Raw genomic sequence first — 20,878 nt, forward strand, 5'->3', positions numbered from 1 at the left:
CGCCCCGCCCCGCCCCCCCCCGGCCCCCGCGCCAGGGTCCCGCTCCGTCCCCGGGGTGGTCCGCTGCGCGGGGCCTCCCCCCCCCCCGCCCCTCCCCGAAACCGGGGCTCCGCCCCGGACCCCGAGGTGGCAGCCCGGCCACCGCCAGAGGCCATGTGCGGCTCGTACGTGGCTGGCCGCGCAGTTCCCCGCGCCCCTAAAGGGGCACGGAGTGGCAGGCCGCGCCCACGCGGCGGAGCCGCACAGTGACACAGCCCCGCGCCCCTGACGGGGCGCACCTCAGCCGCCCGCGCCCACGCGGCGCAGCCGCACAAAGACACAGCCCCGCACCCCTGAAAGCGCACCCGCACCCACCCCCTCCGACCCCCGTCCCGCTGGAGCCCACGTTGGCCACAGGCACCGACCCCTCTCCCCGCGCCGCAAGCAACGGCACCGGCACCGGCACCGGCACCGGCGTGCACGGCCCCACCCGTGCCGCCATCCCCGCCCGCCACCTCCGTACCGACCGCTGGTGGCTCTCGCCCGCCCTCACCGCCGCCGGGCTCCTCGCCTTCGTCGTCTACTCGACCTGGCGCGCCTTCTCGAATTCGGACTACTACGCGGCCCCGTACGTCTCGCCGTTCTACTCGCCGTGCCTGGCGGAGAACTGCGTCCCGATGAAGGGCGGCCCCAACTGGGAGATCTTCGGTAGCTGGTGGGGCCTCTCCCCCGCCCTGCTGGTCCTGATCTTCCCGCTCGGCTTCCGGCTGACCTGCTACTACTACCGCAAGGCCTACTACCGGGGCTTCTGGGCCTCGCCCCCGGCCTGTGCGGTCGCCGAGCCGCACAAGAAGTACAGCGGCGAGACCCGCTTCCCGCTCGTCCTGCAGAACATCCACCGCTACTTCTTCTATGCGGCGCTGCCGGTCGCCGGAATCCTCACCTACGACACCGTCCTGGCCTTCCGGGACCAGGACTACGAGTGGGGCCACATGGGTCTCGGCACCCTGGTCTTCCTGCTCAACATCACCTTGATCTGGGTGTACACCCTCTCCTGCCACTCCTGCCGGCACATCATCGGCGGCCGCCTCAAGCACTTCTCCAAGCACCCGGTGCGCTATCGCCTCTGGGGCTGGGTCGGCAAGCTGAATGACCGTCACATGCTGCTCGCCTGGGCGTCGTTGATCAGCGTGGCGCTCGCCGACTTCTACGTGTACCTGATCGCGTCCGGCGCTTTCGACGACCCGAGGTTCTTCTGATGACGCAACTGGAACGGCAGGACTGGGACGTCGTCGTGGTCGGCGCGGGCGGCGCCGGGCTGCGCGCGGCGATCGAGGCCCGCGAGCAGGGCGCCCGTACCGCGGTGATCTGCAAGTCGCTGTTCGGCAAGGCCCACACGGTGATGGCCGAGGGCGGCATCGCGGCCTCCATGGGCAACGCCAACGCGGGCGACAACTGGCAGGTGCACTTCCGCGACACCATGCGCGGCGGCAAGTTCCTCAACCAGTGGAGGATGGCGGAGCTGCACGCCCGTGAGGCCCCGGACCGGGTGTGGGAGCTGGAGACCTGGGGCGCCCTCTTCGACCGCACCCCCGACGGCCGCATCTCCCAGCGCAACTTCGGCGGGCACGAGTACCCGCGCCTCGCCCACGTCGGCGACCGTACGGGCCTGGAGCTGATCCGTACGCTCCAGCAGAAGATCGTGCAGCTCCAGCAGGAGGACTTCGCGGCCACCGGCGACTACGAGTCGCGGCTGAAGGTCTTCCAGGAGTGCACCGTGACGCGGGTGCTCAAGGACGGTGACCGCGTCTCGGGGACCTTCTGCTACGAGCGCGAGTCGGGCCGCTTCTTCATCCTGCGGGCCCCCGCCGTCGTGCTCGCCACGGGCGGCATCGGCAAGTCCTTCAAGGTGACGTCGAACTCGTGGGAGTACACCGGGGACGGACACGCGCTGGCCCTGCTCGCGGGGGCGCCGCTGCTGAACATGGAGTTCGTGCAGTTCCATCCGACGGGAATGGTCTGGCCCCCGTCCGTGAAGGGGATCCTGGTCACCGAGTCGGTGCGCGGCGACGGCGGGGTGCTGCGCAACTCCGACGGCAAGCGGTTCATGTTCGACTACGTCCCCGACGTCTTCAAGGAGAAGTACGCGGAGTCCGAGGCGGAGGGCGACCGCTGGTACGAGGACCCGGACAACAACCGTCGGCCGCCCGAGCTGCTTCCCCGCGACGAGGTCGCCCGCGCCATCAACTCCGAGGTCAAGGCCGGCCGCGGCACCCCGCACGGCGGCGTCTACCTGGATGTGTCCACCCGGATGCCGGCGGAGACGATCCGCCGCCGGCTCCCTTCGATGTACCACCAGTTCAAGGAGCTGGCGGACGTCGACATCACGGCGGAGGCGATGGAGGTCGGCCCGACCTGTCACTACGTGATGGGCGGCATCGCCGTCGACTCCGACACCGCCGCCACACGCGGGGTGCCGGGACTGTTCGCGGCCGGGGAGGTGGCGGGGGGCATGCACGGCTCCAACCGGCTCGGCGGCAACTCCCTCTCCGACCTCCTGGTCTTCGGCCGCCGCGCCGGACTCCACGCCGCCCAGTACGCCGCCGGGCTCGCCGGGCCGCTCCGGCCGGAGGTCGAGGAGGCCCAGGTGGACGCCGCCGCCGCGGAGGCCCTGCGTCCGTTCAGCGCGGAGGGCCCCTTCAGCGCACAGGACACCGCGCAGGACTCGGTCACTCCGGGCCGCCCGCCGGAGAACCCGTACACCCTCCACCAGGAGCTCCAGCAGACCATGAACGACCTGGTCGGCATCATCCGCCGGGAGGCGGAGATGACGCTGGCCCTGGAGAAGCTGGCCGAGCTGCGGGTGCGGGCACGGCGCGCCGGAGTGGAGGGCCACCGCCAGTTCAACCCGGGCTGGCACCTCGCCCTGGACCTGCGGAACATGCTGCTGGTCAGCGAGTGCATCGCCCGGGCCGCCCTGGAGCGCACCGAGAGCCGCGGCGGCCACACCCGGGAGGACTTCCCCGCCATGGACTCCGCGTGGCGCCCGGTGAACCTGCTCTGCCGCCCGGCCGATCCGACCGGCGGTCTGGCCGCCACCGACCCGGTGCGCGGTCAGATCGAACTGGTGCGGACGACCACCGAACGCATCCGCCCGGACCTGCTCGCCCTCTTCGAGAAGGAGGAGCTGGTCAAGTACCTCGCCGAAGAGGAGCTGCACGAGTGACCACGTCGTCGTCTGCCAAGTACGTCGCCCATTTCAAGGTCTGGCGCGGAAGTCCGGAGGGCGGCGGCCTGGCGGACTACGAGGTGGCGGTGAACGAGGGCGAGGTCGTCCTCGACATCATCCACCGCCTCCAGGCCACCCAGGCGCCCGACCTCGCCGTCCGCTGGAACTGCAAGGCGGGCAAGTGCGGATCGTGCAGTGCGGAGATCAACGGCCGCCCCCGGCTGCTGTGCATGACCCGCATGTCGACCTTCACGCCCGCCGACACGATCACCGTGACCCCGCTGCGCGCCTTCCCGGTCATACGGGACCTGGTGACGGACGTGTCCTTCAACTACGAGAAGGCCCGGGAGGTGCCCGCGTTCGTGCCGCCGGAAGGGGTCGCGGCGGGCGAGTACCGGATGCAGCAGGTGGACGTGGAGCGGTCGCAGGAGTTCCGCAAGTGCATCGAGTGCTTCCTGTGCCAGGACACCTGCCACGTGGTGCGCGACCACGAGGAGAACAAGGCGTCCTTCGCCGGGCCGCGCTTCCTGATGCGGATCGCCGAGCTGGACATGCATCCGCTGGACGCGGCGGCGGAGGTCGGGCTCGACCGGAAACGGACCGCCCAGGAGGAGCACGGACTCGGCTACTGCAACATCACCAAGTGCTGTACGGAGGTCTGCCCGGAGCACATCCGGATCACCGACAACGCGCTGATCCCGCTGAAGGAGAGGGCGGTCGACCGCAAGTACGACCCGCTGGTCTGGCTCGGCAACAAGATCCGGCGGCGGACGGAGTAGCGGGCGGAGCGGGAGGGCGGCTCGGCGGCGGGGGGAAGGTGACCGCGGTGCGGACGGAATAGCTCCGGGGCCCGGTGCGCTGCTCTCTGCATGACCATGTGGAGCAGTGCAGAACTCGACCTCGGCAGCTATCTCTCCCGGATCGGGTACGAGGGGGACCGCGCCCCCACCCTGGCCAGTCTCCGGTCCCTGCATCGCGGGCACGTCCTGTCCATGGGCTGGCACAACCTCGCCTCGTACCTCTACGGCGAGGCCCCCCTCGACCTCCCCTCCCTCCAGGCCAAGATGATCACCGGCCGGGGCGGTGGTTACTGCTACGAGCACGTGACCCTGTTCGCGGCGCTCCTGGAGGCGTTCGGCTACCGCTTCTTCGCCGTGCAGGGGCGGGTCGTGATGGGTGCCCCTGCGGACAAGCTGCTGCCGGAGACGCACGCGATGCTGGTGGTGGAGTCCGAGGACGGACGGCGCTGGCTGTGCGACGTCGGGTTCGGCATGAGCATGCTGGAGCCGATGGAGCTGGTGGAGGGACCGGAGGGCGTCGAGGTCCGCCAGGACAGCGGGACGTACTGGCTCCGCCACCAGGAGGTCACCCCGGGCGCGAGGGGCTGGGCCCTGCTCCAGCCCGCGACGGACCCGGACACCGACCGCGAGGGGAACGGCTGGATGGTCCGGCACACCACGACGCTCACCCCCCAGTACCCGGTCGACTTCCGCACCGCCAACCACTACATCGCGACCAGCCCCCACTCCCCCTTCACCAACCGGCTGTTCGCCCAGCGCATGCGGCTCGACCGGATGCACGTCCTGGACGGGCTGAAGCACTCGACCTTCCGCCACCACACGGGGCAGCCGCCGGAGACCCGCGAGCTGGCGCCGCAGGAGGTGCCCGGAGTGCTGGCGGAGGTGTTCGGCATCGAGCTGAGCGAGCAGGAGGCGAAGCTGCTCGTCGACCGGCTGTCGGAGCGCTGAAGGGTACGTCCCCCGGAGCGCGTGCGGGCGGGCCGAGTGCGGGCGGACTGAGCCGCCGGGGAGGTGTGGGGCCCGGGAGAGGGGCGGCCCCACCGCAGGTGCGGGAGCCCCCAGGGGCCACCCGGGGTGCGGCTCGCCCATACCGGACATAGCCTCCCCCATGTGACGCCTCCCGAGAGTCGTACCCGGATATCCGGTCCCGCCAGGTCCCGGCCCGCCGCCCTCGCGGCCGCCCTCTGTGCCGTCGCCGCCGTCTGGTCCCTCCCCGGGGCCCAGGTCACCCACGCCGCACAGGTCACCCAGGGCGCACAGGCCTCCCAGACCGTCCACGCCGTGCCGCGTGCCGTCCCCGCCGAGGAACCCGGGCCCCTCTCCACCGACGGGCAGATCACCGACCGGGCCGGTGCCCTCGGCAACGCGCGCGGGGAAGTCGCCGAGGCGCTCGACCGGCTGTACGCCACCCACCGCCTCCAGCTCTTCGTCGTGTACGTCCGTGACTTCTCCGGACGTACCGCCAGGAGCTGGGCCGATGCCACCGCTTCCCGCAACGGACTCGGCCGTGACGACGTCCTGCTGGCGATCGCCACCCGCGACCGGCAGTTCGCCTATTCGGTGGACGACGCGTCCCGCCTCACCGACGCCCAGCTCGCCGAGGTCTCCGGTACCGCCGTGAAGCCCGCCCTGCGTGAGAACGACTGGGCGGGCGCCGCCATCGGTGCCGCGAACGGGTACGCCGCCGTCCTCTCCGGCAGCCCCGTCCCCACCCCGACGATCACCCCGGGCCCCCGGGACCCGGACTCGGGAGCCGAGACCGAGCGGGGCTTCGCGGGCGACCTGGTGCTCCCCGTCGTCGTGGTCGGCGGCGGCGGAGCGCTCGCGGTCTACGCGTTCGGCCGCAGGAAGCGCCGGGCCGGCGCCGCCCCCGGTCCCGGCCGCCCGCCCGGACCTGCCACGCCCGCCCCCACCCCGCTGCCCGAGCTCGACGGCCGGGCCAGGAAGGCCCTCGTCGGGACCGATGACGCGGTACGCACCAGCGAGGAGGAGCTGGGCTTCGCGACGGCCCAGTTCGGCGAGGAGGCCGCGCGGCCGTTCAGCGAGGCGCTCGCCGCCGCGAAGAGCGAGCTGACCGCGGCCTTCCGCATCCGTCAGCAGCTCGACGACGCCTTCCCCGAGGACGATCCCACCAAGCGGCGGATGCTGGAGGAGATCCTCGCCCGGTGCGCGGAGGCCAATGCCCGTCTCGACGCGGAGTCGGCGAACTTCGACCGGCTGCGCGAGCTGGAGCGCAACGCGCCCGCCGCCGTGGAGGCGGCGGAAGTCTCCTTCCGGGAGCTGACCGGCCGTACGAGCACCGCCGAGGCCACCCTCACCGCGATGACCGGCCGCTACGCGGACTCCGCCGCGGCCCCCGTGGCCGGGCACGTCGAGCAGGCCAAGGACCGCCTCGTCTTCGCGACGGCCGCCCTCAACCAGGCCCGGCAGGCCCTGGTGGCCGGGGACAACAGCCAGGCCGCCGTCTTCGTACGCGCCGCCGAGGGGGCCGTCGACCAGGCGGGCACCCTGGTCGACGCGGTGGAGCGCAGGGCGCTCGAGCTGGCCCGGGCGGCCGGGCAGCTGGAGGGTGCGCTGACCGAGACCGAGACGGATCTCGCCGATGCCGGCGGGCTGCTCGGCGGTACGACGCCGGGCACGAGCACCGCGGACCTCCAGGGCCGTATCGCGCGTGCCGAGGCCGTCGTACGCGACGTTCGGGAGGAGGTGCGGGCGGGGCGGTACGACCCGATCGACGCGCTGCGCCGGGTCGAGGAGGCGGACGCCGCGCTCGACGAGGCGCTGGCGGGGACGCGGGAGCGGGAGAGTTCCGCGCGGCGCGCCCGGGACCTGCTCGGGCAGGCCACGCTGACCGCCCGGTCCGCGATCGGCGCGGCCGCCGACTACATCACCACCCACCGCGGTGCCGTCGGCAGCCAGGCGCGCACCCGCCTCGCCGAGGCCCAGCGCCGGCTGGAGCAGTCCGCCGACCTGGCCGGGCGCGACGACGCCCAGGGCGCCCTGGCCGAGGCCCAGCAGGCGGACGCGCTGGCCCGGCAGGCCCAGGACCTGGCGGAGCAGGACGTGCGCGGATTCGGCGGCCCGTACGACGGAGGCGGCATTTCCGGCGGCCGGGGCGGTGGCCTGAACGGTGCGGTCCTGGGCGGCATCATCCTCGGCGGCCTCCTCAACGGGGGCCGGGGTGGCGGAGGTTACGGCGGCGGTTTCGGGGGCGGTTTCGGGGACGGCGGTTTCGGGGGCGGCGGTCCCGGTGGCGGTTCCGGCGGTGGCCCCGGCAGTTTCGGCGGCGGCGGCACCCGGGAGCGGCGGGGCGGCGGCGGCCGGTTCTGACCACACACCCACACACCCACGCACCCCCCACCCCCCACCCCCCAAGGAGCCCCGATGTCCAAGCAGTCCATCCTCGGCCGCGTCACCCAGCTCGCCAAGGCCAACATCAACGCCCTCATCGACCAGGCCGAGGACCCGCAGAAGATGCTCGACCAGTTGATCCGCGACTACTCGGCCCACATCACCGAGGCGGAGGAGGCCGTCGCCACCACCATCGGCAATCTGCGCCTGCTGGAACAGGACCACCGCGAGGACGTCGACGCCGCCCACGAATGGGGCGGAAAAGCCATGGCGGCCAGCAGGAAGGCGGACGAGCTGCGGGCGGGCGGTGCGGGCGAGGAGGCCGACAAGTTCGACTCGCTGGCCAAGGTGGCCCTCCAGCGGCAGCTCCAGGCGGAGAAGGAGGCGAAGACCGCCGAGCCGACGATCGCCGCGCAGAGCGAGGTGGTCGCGGGCCTCAAGGACGGGCTGACCAAGATGAAGGGCAAGCTCACCGAGCTGACCTCGAAGCGCGACGAGCTGGTGGCACGGGCGAAGTCCGCCCAGGCGCAGAACACGATGATGGACGCCGTCAAGAACATCAACGTCCTCGATCCGACCAGCGAGTTGAGCCGTTTCGAGGACAAGGTGCGGCGCGAGGAGGCACGGGCGATGGGCAAGCAGGAGCTGGCGGCCTCCTCGCTGGACGCGCAGTTCGAGGAGCTGGACGGCCTGGGCGACACCGCGGAGATCGAGGCCAGGCTGGCGGCACTCAAGAACAGGTGACCCCGCCGATTGGACGCCGGGGCCGCCCCAGCCCCCTTGGGCGCCGGCGCCGCTCTCACCCCTACCCCCCAGCCCCCTTGGGCGCCGGGGCCGCCCCCCGGGGGCGGAACGGGCGGGCAAGGGGGCGGCCCCCCGGCGGAGCCGCGCCCGCGGAGGGAGGCCCTGCGGGGTGCCCGGCCGCAGGGTCAGCCGGGCGGGCCCGGCATCACGCACGGCCCCCCGCCACCTCAGTACATGCTCAGCAGCTGCTCCACGCTCAGCTCGGCAGGGCCCGTCGGCTCCCCGTCGGGCAGGGCCAGTTCGAACCACACCGTCTTGCCCCGGGGCGTGCGCCTGGCTCCCCAGGCCGCGCTGAGCAGACCGACCAGCTGGAGTCCGCGGCCACCCTCGTCGGTGTCGCGGGCACGCCGCCGCCTCGGCTGGACGAGGCCGGCGTCCCACACCTCGCAGACCAGGGTGCGGTCGCGCAGCAGCCGGAGCCTGACCTCGCCCTCGCCGTACCGCAGGGCGTTCGTCACCAGCTCGCTGACCAGCAGCTCCGTGGTGTCCACGAGCTCTTCGAGGTCCCAGGAGACCAGCTGGGCGCGGGCCAGTTCGCGGGCCCTGCCCACCGAGCGGGGTTCGCGCGGCAGCCGCCAGTCGCCGACCGCCTCGGCGGGCAGGCCCTGGATGCGGGCCATCAGGAGGGCGATGTCGTCCTCACCGTGCCGGGTGTCGAGCGTGGTCAGGACGTGGTCGCAGGCGTCCTCCAGGGGCCGCACGGGGCCGCTCATCGCGGTCCGCAGGTCGCTCAGGCCCTCGTCCAGCGGGTGTTCGCGGGACTCGACCAGGCCGTCGGTGTAGAGCGCGAGGAGCGAGCCCTCGGCCAGCTCGACCTCGACCTCCTCGAAGGGCTCGCCGCCCACCCCCAGGGGCATCCCTGGCGGTACGTCGAGGAGCAGGGGCTCCTCCCCCGGCTCGACCACTATCGGCGGCAGGTGGCCGGCGTTGGCGAACGTACATCGGCGGGTGACCGGGTCGTAGACCGCGTAGACGCAGGTCGCGAGGTACACCTCGGACAGGTCGGCGTCCCGGGACTTGTGGGCGGCCCGGGAGGCGTGCTGTGCGCCGCTGGGGGTGCCGAGGCCCCGGGCGATCTCGTCGAGCGCGGAGAGCACCTCGGCCGGTTCGAGGTCGAGCAGGGCCAGGGTCCGTACGGCGGTGCGCAGTTCGCCCATCGCGACGGCGGCGCGCAGACCGCGTCCCATCACGTCGCCGACGACCAGTGCCGTGCGGTGGCCGGGCAGCTCGATGACGTCGAACCAGTCGCCGCCGACCTCGGTGGCGGTGTTGCCGGGGAGGTAGCGGCAGGCGATGTCGAGTCCCGCCGCCTCGGGGTCGCCGGGCGGCAGCAGGCTGCGCTGGAGGATCAGTGCGCGCTCGTGCTCGCGGCGGTAGAGGCGGGCGTTGTCCATGCAGACGGCGGCCCGGGAGGCCAGCTCGGTGGCCAGCGCCCGGTCACGCTCGCCGAAGGTCTCGCTGCCCTTGGTACGGGAGAACTGGACGAGTCCGATGACGGTGTCGTGCGCCACCATCGGCACGGCGAGCGTGGTGTGCACCAGCTCTCCGTCCTCGCCGGTCACCACCCTGGCCCGCCCGGTGCGCAGCGCCTTCGCGCACGGGGTGCCGAACGGGTAGCGGTGGACGGCTCCGACGGTGATCTCCGCCGGGTCCTCGCCGGGCCCCACACAGCCGGGCGCGGCCAGCGGTGCGTCGGAGACGGCGCTGGCGAAGGCAACCCTGCGCAGTTCGGCACTGCCGTCGGTGACGCCGGGCGGCGCCTCGTCGCCGGTCAGCAGCCCCTGGTAGAGGTCGACGGAGGCGAGGTCGCAGAAGCCGGGGACGGCCACGCCGAGGAGTTCGCGGGCGGTGGTCTCCAGGTCGAGGGAGTTCCCTATCCGGGCGCCCGCCTCGTTCAGCAGGGCGAGGTTGCGCCGGGCGTCGGCGGCCTCGCGGGCGGCCCGGTGGCGCCGGGTGACGTCGGTGGCCAGGCCCGCGACCCCGACGGGGCGTCCTGACCCGCTGTGCACCCGGTAGAGGTTGACCGACCAGTGGCGGCGCTCGGTGGAGCCGGGTTCGGTGCCGGTGATCTGGATGTCGGTGATGGACTCGCCGGTCGCCAGTACGCGGGCGAGCGCGTCGGCCACCCGGTCCGCCTCGGGCGGGGCCAGGTAGTCGTGCACGGTGCGGCCGCGGTGGTCGTCGGCGACGCCGCCGAAGACGGTGGCGAAGCGCCGGTTGGTGCGCTGGACCGTGAGGTCCGTACCGAACAGCAGGAAGCCGAAGGGAGATTGACCGAAAATGGCCTGTGAGGCGGCGAGATCCGTTTCGATCCGGCGGAGGGCCGTGACATCCACCACGAGACAGAGTGCTCCGCGCTCCCCGGCCCGGGTCTCGCTGGGCATCACATAAATCTCGGCCAGCCCCTCGGCGCCGCCCGCGCTGCCGTCGGAGCCCGGCATCCGGAACGGGACGAGGCCCGTCCACTCCTTGCCGTCGAGGATCTCGGCCATCTCGTGATGACCGCGCGCCCGGTGCTCCTCGGGCACGAAGACCTGGACCGGGTCGCGGCCCACGACGTCGCGGGCGGCGATGCCGAATAGTTCCTCGGCCCGGCTGCTCCACTGCTCGACCAGACCGTCGGCGCCGAGCGAGAAGGTCGCCAGCTTGATGTAGTCGTAGACCGACCCCGGCGGACTGCTCTGCCACAGGGCACGCCCGGGGGTGGCCGCACCCGCCGCTCGCGGATCGCCCGCACCTGCCCCACGTCCAGCACCGGCACCCGCATCCGCCCCGGCAGCACCGTAGACGCCCGGGACCCCCGGGGCACCGTCGGCACTGTGCGTGCCGGAAGCGTCGAAGGCGCCGGCTGTGGGCCGCCGCCCCTCCGCTGGTATCTCGTTCACACGACCGTCCCCTCCAGCTCACCTCACCGGAACCGGCCTTGACCGCAGTATTCAGCACTACGGCCCCAGCTGGCACGGCGTTCACGATCGCGGCGTACTCCTGGCGCTCTCTGGGCCCTTTTCGGCCTAGTTCGTCACCTGAATCGACGTCCTGCCGGCTGCTGCCGTGATCGTGTCAGTCCCTTCACACTTCTAACCGGGCAGGGCCAGCTCGAACCACACCGTCTTGCCGGTCTTTCCGCGCCGGGTCCCCCAGCGCTGTGCGGAGCAGGCCACCAGCTGCATTCCGCGCCCTCCCTCGTCGTCGGGGCCCGCCGACCGCTCGCGGGGCGGATCCGGAAGCGGATCCGAGACCTCCACCCGCAGGACGGCGGGCGCGGCACCGGCGGTTCCGGCGGTGCGGGCCGGGGTGGCGAGCCTCACCAGCCGAACACCGATGGGCCCGGACGCGTGCCGCAGGGCGTTGGTGACCAGCTCGCTGACCAGCAGCACGCTCACGTCGACGACCTCGTCGAGGCCCCAGCCGTGCAGGGTGTCGCGGACGGCGTGCCGAGCGGTGCGGACCGCGTTGGGCTCGGCGGGAAAAGTCCATTCGGCGCAGGCGCCTTCGGTGTCCAGCACGCCGACCACATCCCAGAACAGCAGCGGATCCCCAGGAGGTGCGTCCATTTTCAGGGGGTTAATCAGCACATACCCGATATCGACCTCGGACTATCCCGGCAGTGGGCGCACTGTGGCACGAACGGCGTACGGACTCGCCCGTGCGCCGCCCCCCGTTGCCCCGTTCAGCCCCGCAGCAGTCGTACGGCTTCCGCGACCGCGGGGCGGTCCTGGTCCAGCCAGTCCACCGCGTCGCCCTCATCGGGGCGGAGCCAGCGCAGCTCGTCGTGATCCTCCAGCGGGCGGGGCTCACCGGAGAGCAGTCGGGCCGTCCACACCTGGAGCACGTATCCGGGTTTCAGCGGCCACTCGCCGGGGATCCGCTCGACGGCCTCGGTCTCGACGCCCAGTTCCTCGCGCAGCTCACGCACCAGCGCCTGCTCGGGCGTCTCGCCGGGCTCGCACTTGCCGCCGGGCAGCTCCCAGCGGCCGGCCAGCTCGGGCGGTGCGCTGCGCCGGGCGGCCAGCAGCCGCCCGTGATGAAAGAGGGCTCCGCCCACGACCAGTCGATCCGTCATGGGCGGAGCCTAAGGGGGCGGCCGGCACCGCCCCAAAACGCGGCTAAGGCCGCTTCGTCACGGCCTGTTCGATCAGATAGAGCTGCTTGTGTCCGCGGCTGTCGAGCTGGTCGGCCCGCTGCTCGGCCTCCGCGCGTGTCGCATAGGCGCCCACGCGGTAGCGGTTGCCGTTGTCGTCCTGCCGCACCACCAACCACGGAAGCCGGTCGCCACCGTCATTCATCGCGCGCCTCCGTCCGCCGGCGTACACGCCGTCAAGGATCCCCAGGAAACCTCAGTACGCATATGCCCGAGCGTACGCCTGACCTTTACTCACCGGATATGGCTTTTCACAAAGAGGCACCGATCTGGCCAAGAAACGCAGACGGGTTGACGAACCCGCGACGAAACGAAGGGGGCACATCCCGTTGGATGCGCCCCCGAAGGACTTCAACCTACCGCTGTGGAACCCGAGTTGACCCACGCCTCACACGTTCACTCCACGTGCCCGCACCGCCCGCTCAACCGGCCCCGCTGCACACACACGTCCCGCCGTCACTTCACCGGCAGGTGGTAGGCGACCCGGTACCGGTCGGCGGGGACCACCAGGTCCGCCGTCTCGACCGCGCGCCCCGAGGCGTAGTACGTCCGCTCGATGACGAGCACCACATGTCCCGGCACCCCGCCCAACTCGGCCAGCTCGTCGGCGAGTCCGGGCCTGGCGCCGACCTCCTCCGCCACGTTGTCCACGACGACGTCGATGGCGGCCATCCGCTCGACCACCCCGCAACCGCCCAGCGGCCCCTCCTCGGGCAGCATCACCGGAGTGCGGCCGGTGACCGCCAGGGGCTCCCAGGAGGTGGAGAGCATCATCGGCTCCCCCGCGTCCCGGAAGACGTACCGCGTGCGCATCACCCGGGCGCCCGGTTCGATCCCGAGCCGGTCGGCGATCTCCTCCGGCGCGTCGGCCTGCTCGCTGCGCGAGTCCCAGGTACCGCGGGCGCCCTCGGCCGCCTGCTCCTGCCGGAACGGCGTGGTGGCCCCGGCACCGCGGTAGGCGGCACGGGCCACGCTGCGCGGCACCGGCCGCTCCCTCACGTACGTCCCCGAGCCGGACCGGCCCTCGACCAGGCCCTCCGCCATCAGGACCTTGCGCGCCTCCAGGGCGACGGTGTCCGAGACGCCATAGACCTCGCGGATCCGGGCCTGCGAGGGGAGCCGGGTGTGCGGCGGCAGCTTCCCGTCGGCGATCTGCTCCCGGAGGTCCTTCGCCACGCGCAGATAGGCCGGCTGCTCACCGAATGTCACTGGCCACTCCCATCAGGTTGACAGACAGCAACAGCCTGGCAACCGTGGGTTGTTGAACACAAGCAAAGGCCAGAGTTTCACTCGATGTGATGATTCGGCTTTACGCAGGCATGTTCCCCCCGGTAAGGGGCTCGGCGGGTTACACCTCTTCGCCCGCTCCGGCCCCGTCCCCCTCGGAGCCGCCGCCAACCCCACCGGTGCCGCCGGTCCCGCCGGACCCGCCAGTTCCACCCGACCCACCGGTGGCACCCGACCCGCCGCTGTCGCGGAGCGTTCCGGTGAGCTTTTCGCCGGCCTCGTCGCCGAAGACGCAGGTGACCCCGCGGTCGCCGAGCCGCCAGCCGTTCCTGTCGGGCATCAGGTAGTAGGAGTCCGCCGCGCCCGTGGTGCCGCCCGTGTAACTCGCCTCGGCGGTGGCGCACCGCCCGTCGGCGATCGTGCCGATCTTCTCGTCGCCGGGGTACTCCGCGGAGTCGGCCATGTCGAAGGTGCCGAACACCTCGCCGTCGTGCGGCTTCGCGCAGTCGATGATCTCGACGTCGTACGTGGTGCCCTCCAGCGATCCGTCGGGGGTGTCGAAGCACTGTCCGATGCGCAGGTCCTCGACGGAGTGGGAGCCGCCGCGCGCTCCCCGCTCGAAGCCCTCCTTGAACGCGGACAGGCCGCCGGTGAGCAACCCCAGCAGGACCAGTACGACGCTGAGCGAGGACAGTACGATGCCGGCGACCGCCATGCCCTTGCCCGAGTCCCCGCGCTTCTTGATCTGCGACAGGGCGACGAGGCCGAGGATCAGCCCGAGCGGCGGCACGCAGCAGACGATGCCGGTGACCAGGGAGGCGATGGCCAGGCCGTTCGTCTTCGGCGCCGCGGGCGGCATGCCGTAGGGCGAGGAACCGTAGGGCGGGCCGCCGTACGGCTGGCTGCCGTAGGGCTGTGCGCCGTAGGGCTGCGTGCCGTACGGGGACGGGCCCGGGGGCGCGCCGTACCCCGGCTGCGGTGCGGACGGCGGGCCGTGCGGGCCCGGCTGCTGCGGCTCGTTCCAGGGCTGCTCGGGGGGCGGCGGGGGTATCGCCATCAGTACGGTGCTCCTCGTCGGCGGTGCGGGGGGTGCCGCGCAGATCGTACGTGGCGGGCCCCGGGCCGGACCGAATGGTTTGTCGCGCGCGGGCGGACGGGAGAGCGGCGCGCGCTTGCGGGGGGCCTGGACGCCGGCCCCTCCCGTACGTGCCGGGAGCGCGGGGGTCGGTCCGCTTCGTACGTGCCGGGAGCGCAGGGGCGGTCCGCTTCGTACGTGCCGGGAGCGCGAGGGACCGTCGCCTCGCGCGCCCCCGGCCCGGGGTGATGTCGGAAAACCGCGCGCCAGGAGTGCCTCCGAACTGCTGGACTGTGCACATGACTTCGCAGACCGCACAGCACGACAAGGCCACTCTCCTGCACTCCCTGCACCGCAGGCCCGGTGCACCGCTCCTCCTCCCCAACGCCTGGGACGTCGCCAGCGCCCTGGTCATCGAGCAGGCCGGGGCCGCCGCCGTGGCCACCACCAGCGCGGGCGTCGCCTGGAGCCTGGGCTCGCCGGACGGTGACGCGCTCGACCGGGACCGGGCGCTCGACCTGATCGCCCGGGTCGCGGCGGCCGTGCGGGTGCCGGTGACCGCCGACATCGAGGGCGGCTTCGCGGACACCGCCGAGGGCGTGGGCGAGACGGTCGCCGCGGTGATCGCGGCGGGCGCGGTCGGGGTGAACCTGGAGGACGGGCTGCGCACACCGATGGAACAGAGCGGCCGGATCGCCGCCGCCAGGGCGGCCGCCGACAAGAGCGGCATCCCGCTCTATCTGAACGCCCGCATCGACACCTTCCTGTTCGGTCTCGGCGCGGAGTCCGACCGCCTTCAGGAGACCGTCGGGCGGATGCACGCATACGTCGGGGCGGGTGCCAGCGGCGTCTTCGTCCCCGGGGTCACCGACCCGGAGACCATCGCCGCCCTGGTCGCCGCCGTCGACGTACCGCTGAACGTGCTGGTGGGCCCGGGCGCCCCCACCGCCGCCGCACTGGCGGAGCTGGGGGTGGCGCGGGTCAGCCTGGGCGGGGCGGTGGCGGGTGCGGCGTACGCGGTGGCCCGCCGGGCCACCGAGGAGCTGCTGACGTCGGGTACGTACGACTCCGTCGCGGGCGCGGTGCCGCACAACGACCTCAACGGCCTCTTCCGGAAGTGAGCGGCACCCGCTCGGCGGCCCCTGGGCGGGGCTGCCGGGCGGGGCTGCCGGGCGGGGCTGCCGGGCAGGGCTGCCGGGCAGGGCTGCCGGGCGGGAGCCTGCGTGGCCGAGGCGGCGGGCGGCCCCGCACTGCTCGCCGGACGGCCCCGCGGTCGCTAGCGGGCGCCGAACACCTGGGTCCAGTGCGGGCCGCCGGAGGGGCCCGCGATCCCCATGCCGACCTCTTTGAAGGCGCAGTTCAGGATGTTGGCGCGGTGACCCGGGCTGTTCATCCAGGTTTCCATGACCTTCGCGGGGGAGGACTGGCCGGCCGCGATGTTCTCCCCGTAGGTGCTCCACTTGTATCCGGCGGCGGTCACCCGCTCACCGGGGCCGTCGCCGTCCGGGCTGGTGTGGTCGAAGTAGCCGCGCGCGATCATGTCCTGGGAGTGCCGCTGGGCGGCGGTGGCGAGCAGGCCGTTGCTGGTCACCGGGGAGCAGCCGGCCTTCGCCCGTTCCGAGTTGATGAGCGCGACGACCTCCTGCGCGGGCCCGGCAGGGGCGGGCGCGGGCAGCGGCGCGGGACGGTCGGGCTTCTTGGCGGGCTTCGGCTTCGCGGCCGGCGGCGGTACGGGCCTGGCGGCGGACTTGGTGGGGGCCGGGGTCTTGCGGGTGGCGGTGGCGCTCGGGGTTGCCGAGGCACTGGGCGACGCGGTCGTGGGCGAGGACGAGGACGAGGGCGCGGGACTGCTCGCCCCGCTCGCGCTGGGCAGGGCGGGCCCGGCGGTCCGGGCGGCGTCCGCCACGGAGGTGCTGGGCGCCGTCTTCGTACCGCCCGAGAACAGCTGTACGGCGCCGATCCCGCCCCCGACGAGCAGCAGCACGGCCGCACCCCCGACAACCTGCCGTCTGCGGCGGGTGCGCCGACGGCGCAGGTCGGTCCGGCTGGGACGGCCGTCGGTGGGGGCCACGAGCACGGAGGCGGTGGTGGCGTCGGATGCCGGGGCAGGAGCCTGGCCGTAGACGTCGGCGCCCGAAAGGGCGCCAGCAGGGACATCGGCTCCGAAGGGGGCGCCGGCGGGGATCTGGCCCTGAGCGACGGTCGCGGTCGATCCGGTCGCGCGCATCTCGGCGTCCTGCCGCACCGCCAGTCGCACCAGCTCCACGAGCACTCCCACCACCGGCACCAGCCCGAAACCGGCCAGCAGCCCTTCCGCGGGAACCAGCCCGCTGCGGTGGCCGGAGCAGACCCCGCACTCCTTGGCGTGCCGGGATATTCGCTTGCGCCAGAGCGCCGAGGGCACCCCGTCCCAGGGCCCGAGCACCTCCCGCAGCCGCTCGCACGGCGGTACGGCGGTCAGCGCCCGCACCACCACCCGGGCGGCCTCCAGCTGCGACTTCACCCGCTGGATGCGTACGGCGGTGTGGTCGGGCGCCAGTTCCAGCGCGGTCGCCACCTCGGCCCGGGTCAGCTCCCCGGCCGCCTCCAGCCACCACAGGGACAGCAGGGCCCGGTCGTCGGCATCGAGCCACCGGGTGGCCTCGACGGTTTCCTTGCGCTGCCCGGAGAGGCCCATCCGGACGATGGTCAGCCCGACGAAGTCGGCGTCGGGGTCGGCGACCTCACGGCTCTCCGGCAGGGGAACGCCACCCGGCTGCTGGTCCCGCTGCCAGTGCCGGCGCACCTCGTTCATGGCGATGGCCACGAGCCAGGACCGGAAGCTCTCCGGTATGCGGAGCGAGGGCAGCCCGTCGAGGGCCCTGAGCATGGTCTCCTGCACGACGTCGTCGACATCGGCGTGCCCGTTCAGCGCCCGGCCGACGATGTTGTAGACGAGCGGCAGATAGCCCGCCACGAGCGCGTCCTGCGCCTGCGGGTCACCGCTCTGCGCCGCCACGATCGTCGCGACTCCGTGTTCCCTGTTCACGGTTTCCCGCCCCTTCTCCGCCTGCTCGGTCCGTACGGCATCTTGCTCCACCACATGGGAGACCGCGCGCGGAGTGCGCCATAACAAAAATCACCCGGCGACTTCGGGAGACCCTCCGGCTCAGTCCTCGTCGCCCTCCCCCGGCGCCGCCAGCGCGGCGTCCAGCCTGGCCCTGGCACCCTCGAGCCACCGCCGGCACACCTTCGCCAGCTCCTCGCCGCGCTCCCAGAGAGCCAGCGACTCCTCCAGCGTCGTACCGCCCATTTCGAGCTGCCGTACGACCTCGATCAACTCGTCCCGCGCCTGCTCGTAACCGACTTCGGTTGCGGCGGCTTCGTCCGTAGTGGCCATGCGATTCACCTTAGGTCCGAGGCCCGAAAGCACCTGAAAATCCGAAAACGCCTGAAGAGGGGAGGGAAAGCCTCCGCCTGAAAAGGAGGAGAGGGAGCCCCCCTCCCGCTCACTCCACCACCCGCACCGTGAACTCCCCGTCCGCCACCCGCGCCCGGAGCTCCTCGCCCCCGGTGACCTCGTCCGCCGCCCGCACCACCGCCCCGTCGCCCTTCTGGAGCACCGCGTACCCCCGCTCCAGCGTCGCCGCGGGGGACAGCGCCACCACCCGGGCCCGGGTGTGCGAGAGCTCCGATTCGGCCCGGTCGAGCAGGTGCCCCAGGGTCCGGCGGCTTCTCGCCACCAGTGCGTCCACCTCGGCCTCCCGCTCGTCGACCATCCGCTGCGGCCGCTCCATGACCGGCCTGGCCAGCGCGGACGCAAGCCCGCGCTCCTCCCGGTCGAGCAGCGCCCGCACCGTGCGCAGCGCCCGGTCGCGCAGTCCCTGCACCCGGTCGAGCTCCTCGCTCACGGCCGGTACGACCTTCTTGGCCGCATCGGTCGGCGTGGAGGCCCGCAGGTCGGCGACGAGGTCCAGCAGCGGGGAGTCCGGCTCGTGCCCGATCGCCGAGACGACCGGGGTGCGGGCCGCCGCCACGGCACGTACCAGCTGCTCGTCCGAGAACGGCAGCAGGTCCTCCACGCTGCCGCCGCCGCGCGCCACGATGATCACGTCGACCTCGGGCAGCGCGTCCAGTTCCTGCACGGCCTGCACCACCTGGGGCACCGCGTGCACTCCCTGCACCGCCACGTTCCGCACCTCGAAGCGGACGGCGGGCCAGCGCCGCCGGGCGTTCTCCAGGACGTCCCGCTCGGCGGCCGAGGCCCGCCCCGTCACCAGCCCGACCAGCTGCGGCAGGAACGGCAGCTGCCGCTTGCGGTCCAGAGCGAACAGCCCCTCCGCGGCCAGCGACTTCTTCAGCTGCTCCAGCCGGGCGAGCAGTTCCCCGATGCCCACCGGCTTGATCTCCGCGGCACGCAGCGACAGCTGGCCGCGCGGCGCGTACCACTCGGGTTTCGCGTGCACGACGACGCGCGCCCCCTCCGAGACCACGTCCGCCACCGCGTCGAACACCTGCCGGTAACAGGTGACGGACACCGAGATGTCGTGCGACGGATCGCGGAGGGTCAGAAACACCACCCCGGCCCCGGGCCGCCGCGAGAGCTGGGTGATCTGCCCCTCCACCCAGATCGCACCGAGCCGGTCGATCCAGCCCCCGATCAGCCGGGAGACCTGGCCGACCGGCAGAGGAGCGTCCGCTGACGTCGCGTTGAGAGCCATGTACGAAGGCTAGCCGCGACCACCGACAGAGCCCCCGCGTCCACCGGTCCCGCCCCCGCCGGGCCCGCGTGCGCCCTTCACACCGCCCGCACCGCCCGAACCACTGACCCCACCCGGACTGTGCACCCCGTCCACCCCACCCGCACCACCTCGTCGGCCGCGCTGCGCAAACAGCACCACCAGGCCCCCCACCAGCCACACCGCTCCCACCACCTGCGCGGTCCTGCTCGCCTCCACGATCACCGCGAGCGCGATCAGCGCACCGATCACCGGGGCAAGCACATGCCGCCACCAGACCGGCGGCCCCTCCTCACGGCGTACCGCGAACCAGCCGACCACCGACGCGTGCAGCAGTACGAAGGCGGTGAGCGCGCCGATGTCGACGACGGACACCAAGTGGTCCATGCCGTCACCGCGCCGCGCCGCCCAGACCGCCGCCACCAGCGTCACTACGGCCGCGAGCCCGAGTGCCACGCGCGGCACCCCGGACTTGGCGTCCACCCGCGCCAGCACCTTGGGCAGCCGCCGCTCCCGCGCCATCGCGAACAGCAGCCGCCCCGCCGCCGCCTGCCCGGCCAGCGCCGCGAAGGCGGCACCGATCGCCTTGCTCACCGCCACCAGGTCGTGCAGCCACGCCCCGACGGCCCCGTCCACCGCGTCGTAGAAGGCGGTTCCCTGCTTCGATGGGTCGGCCGCGAGGTCTGCCGCCGAAACGGGCCAGAGCAACGCCACCAGGTACGTCTGTACGACGAAGAGCACGCCGACCAGTGCCAGGCACATCAGCACCGCCCTGGCGACCTTTGCGGACCCCCCTGTGACCTCCTCGGCGAAGGAGGCGATCGCGTCGAAGCCCAGGTAGGACAGCACCGCCACCGACACGGCGCCCAGCACGGCGGCCAGTGAGAACGACCCGAGCGAGCCGTCGCCGGTCAGTGGCGACAGCCAGTCCCGCTCGGCCCCGTTCTGGGCGAGCACCACCGCCGCCGCCACCACGAAGACCAGCAGGACGGCGATCTCCAGCGCGAGCACCGCGAAGCCGACCCGGGCCGCGGCCCGTACGCCCCGCATGTTGAGCGCGGTGGTCACGACCACCGCGATCGCCGTCCACACCCACTGCGACACCGAGGGCACCAGCGCGTGCAGGGCGATCCCGGAGAAGAGGTAGGCGACGGCGGGGATCAGCAGATAGTCGAGCATCGCCATCCACCCGGCGATGAATCCCCACCGCTCGCCCAGCGCCACGCGCGCGTAGGCGAAGACGGAGCCCGCCAGGGGGACGACCCGCACCATCTGCGCGTAGCTGAACGCGGTGAACGCCATCGCCACCGTCGCGACGAGGTAGACCAGCGCGACGGCGCCGTGCGACTTGGCGTCGAGGGTGCCGAAGACCCCGACCGGGGCCATCGGAGCGATGAACAGCAGTCCGTAGACGACCAGATCCCGGAAGCCCAGACTCCGCTTCAGTCCGGGACCTTTACCGGCTGTCGCCCCCGTCACTCCAGTGACCCCGGCGCCTCCCTCCGCCTCCGCAGCGCCTGCCGTCCCGTCAGCGGTCCCCGCCATCGTTCCTCC

General features: G+C 72.9%; 17 protein-coding genes. 7 read left to right on the forward strand and 10 right to left on the reverse strand.

Annotation, left to right across the window (positions count from 1 at the left end; all coding sequences use genetic code 11):
* Nucleotides 1-386: 386 nt before the first annotated feature.
* From ACFWVV_RS33475 to ACFWVV_RS33500, 6 genes are all read left to right on the forward strand, one after another.
* Entirely contained in the window at nt 387-1,238 is an 852-nt protein-coding gene (locus ACFWVV_RS33475) for a hypothetical protein (protein WP_384346342.1), read from the forward strand.
* Complete coding sequence (locus tag ACFWVV_RS33480) at nt 1,238-3,205, forward strand: fumarate reductase/succinate dehydrogenase flavoprotein subunit (protein ID WP_384346345.1); 1,968 nt, start codon at nt 1,238-1,240, stop codon at nt 3,203-3,205. Before ACFWVV_RS33475 ends, ACFWVV_RS33480 begins: the two co-directional genes overlap by 1 nt.
* The gene (locus ACFWVV_RS33485) at nt 3,202-3,987 is read left to right on the forward strand and encodes a succinate dehydrogenase/fumarate reductase iron-sulfur subunit (RefSeq protein WP_384346348.1); all 786 of its coding nucleotides are present in this window, start codon (nt 3,202-3,204) and stop codon (nt 3,985-3,987) included. Before ACFWVV_RS33480 ends, ACFWVV_RS33485 begins: the two co-directional genes overlap by 4 nt.
* Nucleotides 3,988-4,077: 90 nt before the next feature.
* On the forward strand, nt 4,078-4,956 hold the full coding sequence (locus ACFWVV_RS33490) for an arylamine N-acetyltransferase (protein ID WP_384346351.1): 879 nt from the start codon (nt 4,078-4,080) through the stop codon (nt 4,954-4,956).
* A gap of 333 nt (nt 4,957-5,289) precedes the next feature.
* Nucleotides 5,290-7,338 (forward strand): TPM domain-containing protein, encoded by a 2,049-nt coding sequence (locus ACFWVV_RS33495; RefSeq protein WP_384346465.1) that lies wholly within the window; start codon nt 5,290-5,292, stop codon nt 7,336-7,338.
* A gap of 54 nt (nt 7,339-7,392) precedes the next feature.
* Nucleotides 7,393-8,103 carry a PspA/IM30 family protein gene (locus tag ACFWVV_RS33500; protein WP_384346354.1) on the forward strand — a complete coding sequence of 237 codons (711 nt, stop codon included), beginning with the start codon at nt 7,393-7,395 and terminating at the stop codon, nt 8,101-8,103.
* A gap of 227 nt (nt 8,104-8,330) precedes the next feature.
* Here the strand turns inward: ACFWVV_RS33500 and ACFWVV_RS33505 are convergent, their stop codons facing one another.
* From ACFWVV_RS33505 to ACFWVV_RS33530, 6 genes are all read right to left on the reverse strand, one after another.
* Complete coding sequence (locus tag ACFWVV_RS33505) at nt 8,331-10,853, reverse strand: SpoIIE family protein phosphatase (RefSeq protein WP_384346468.1); 2,523 nt, start codon at nt 10,851-10,853, stop codon at nt 8,331-8,333.
* A 387-nt stretch (nt 10,854-11,240) separates the two neighbouring features.
* Entirely contained in the window at nt 11,241-11,678 is a 438-nt protein-coding gene (locus ACFWVV_RS33510) for an ATP-binding protein (protein WP_384346471.1), read from the reverse strand.
* Between the two features lie 155 nt (nt 11,679-11,833).
* The gene (locus ACFWVV_RS33515; RefSeq protein WP_384346357.1) at nt 11,834-12,226 is read right to left on the reverse strand and encodes a (deoxy)nucleoside triphosphate pyrophosphohydrolase; all 393 of its coding nucleotides are present in this window, start codon (nt 12,224-12,226) and stop codon (nt 11,834-11,836) included.
* A gap of 43 nt (nt 12,227-12,269) precedes the next feature.
* A complete protein-coding gene (locus tag ACFWVV_RS33520) occupies nt 12,270-12,449 on the reverse strand; it encodes an SPOR domain-containing protein (protein ID WP_384346360.1) in 180 nt (59 codons plus the stop codon).
* A gap of 311 nt (nt 12,450-12,760) precedes the next feature.
* A complete protein-coding gene (locus ACFWVV_RS33525; protein ID WP_384346363.1) occupies nt 12,761-13,513 on the reverse strand; it encodes a GntR family transcriptional regulator in 753 nt (250 codons plus the stop codon).
* 139 nt (nt 13,514-13,652) lie between these two features.
* The gene (locus tag ACFWVV_RS33530; protein ID WP_384346365.1) at nt 13,653-14,588 is read right to left on the reverse strand and encodes a DUF4190 domain-containing protein; all 936 of its coding nucleotides are present in this window, start codon (nt 14,586-14,588) and stop codon (nt 13,653-13,655) included.
* Nucleotides 14,589-14,905: 317 nt separating this feature from the next.
* On the opposite strand from ACFWVV_RS33530, the gene ACFWVV_RS33535 reads away from it, so the two are divergent.
* Complete coding sequence (locus tag ACFWVV_RS33535; RefSeq protein ID WP_384346368.1) at nt 14,906-15,727, forward strand: isocitrate lyase/phosphoenolpyruvate mutase family protein; 822 nt, start codon at nt 14,906-14,908, stop codon at nt 15,725-15,727.
* A gap of 155 nt (nt 15,728-15,882) precedes the next feature.
* Here ACFWVV_RS33535 and ACFWVV_RS33540 read toward each other — a convergent pair whose 3' ends face one another.
* The 4 genes from ACFWVV_RS33540 to ACFWVV_RS33555 all read right to left on the reverse strand — a co-directional run bounded on the left by ACFWVV_RS33540 (nt 15,883) and on the right by ACFWVV_RS33555 (nt 20,869).
* Nucleotides 15,883-17,634, reverse strand: coding sequence for a sigma-70 family RNA polymerase sigma factor (locus ACFWVV_RS33540; RefSeq protein WP_384346371.1), 1,752 nt, complete (start codon nt 17,632-17,634; stop codon nt 15,883-15,885).
* A 120-nt stretch (nt 17,635-17,754) separates the two neighbouring features.
* Nucleotides 17,755-17,985, reverse strand: a complete 231-nt coding sequence (locus ACFWVV_RS33545; RefSeq protein ID WP_384346373.1) for an exodeoxyribonuclease VII small subunit — start codon at nt 17,983-17,985, stop codon at nt 17,755-17,757.
* Between the two features lie 109 nt (nt 17,986-18,094).
* A complete protein-coding gene (gene xseA / locus ACFWVV_RS33550) occupies nt 18,095-19,306 on the reverse strand; it encodes an exodeoxyribonuclease VII large subunit (RefSeq protein WP_384346376.1) in 1,212 nt (403 codons plus the stop codon).
* Nucleotides 19,307-19,315: 9 nt separating this feature from the next.
* Nucleotides 19,316-20,869 (reverse strand): APC family permease, encoded by a 1,554-nt coding sequence (locus ACFWVV_RS33555; RefSeq protein ID WP_384346379.1) that lies wholly within the window; start codon nt 20,867-20,869, stop codon nt 19,316-19,318.
* Nucleotides 20,870-20,878: the final 9 nt, after the last annotated feature.

This window comes from Streptomyces sp. NPDC058663 (assembly GCF_042716745.1).
Classification (GTDB): Bacteria; Actinomycetota; Actinomycetes; order Streptomycetales; family Streptomycetaceae; genus Streptomyces.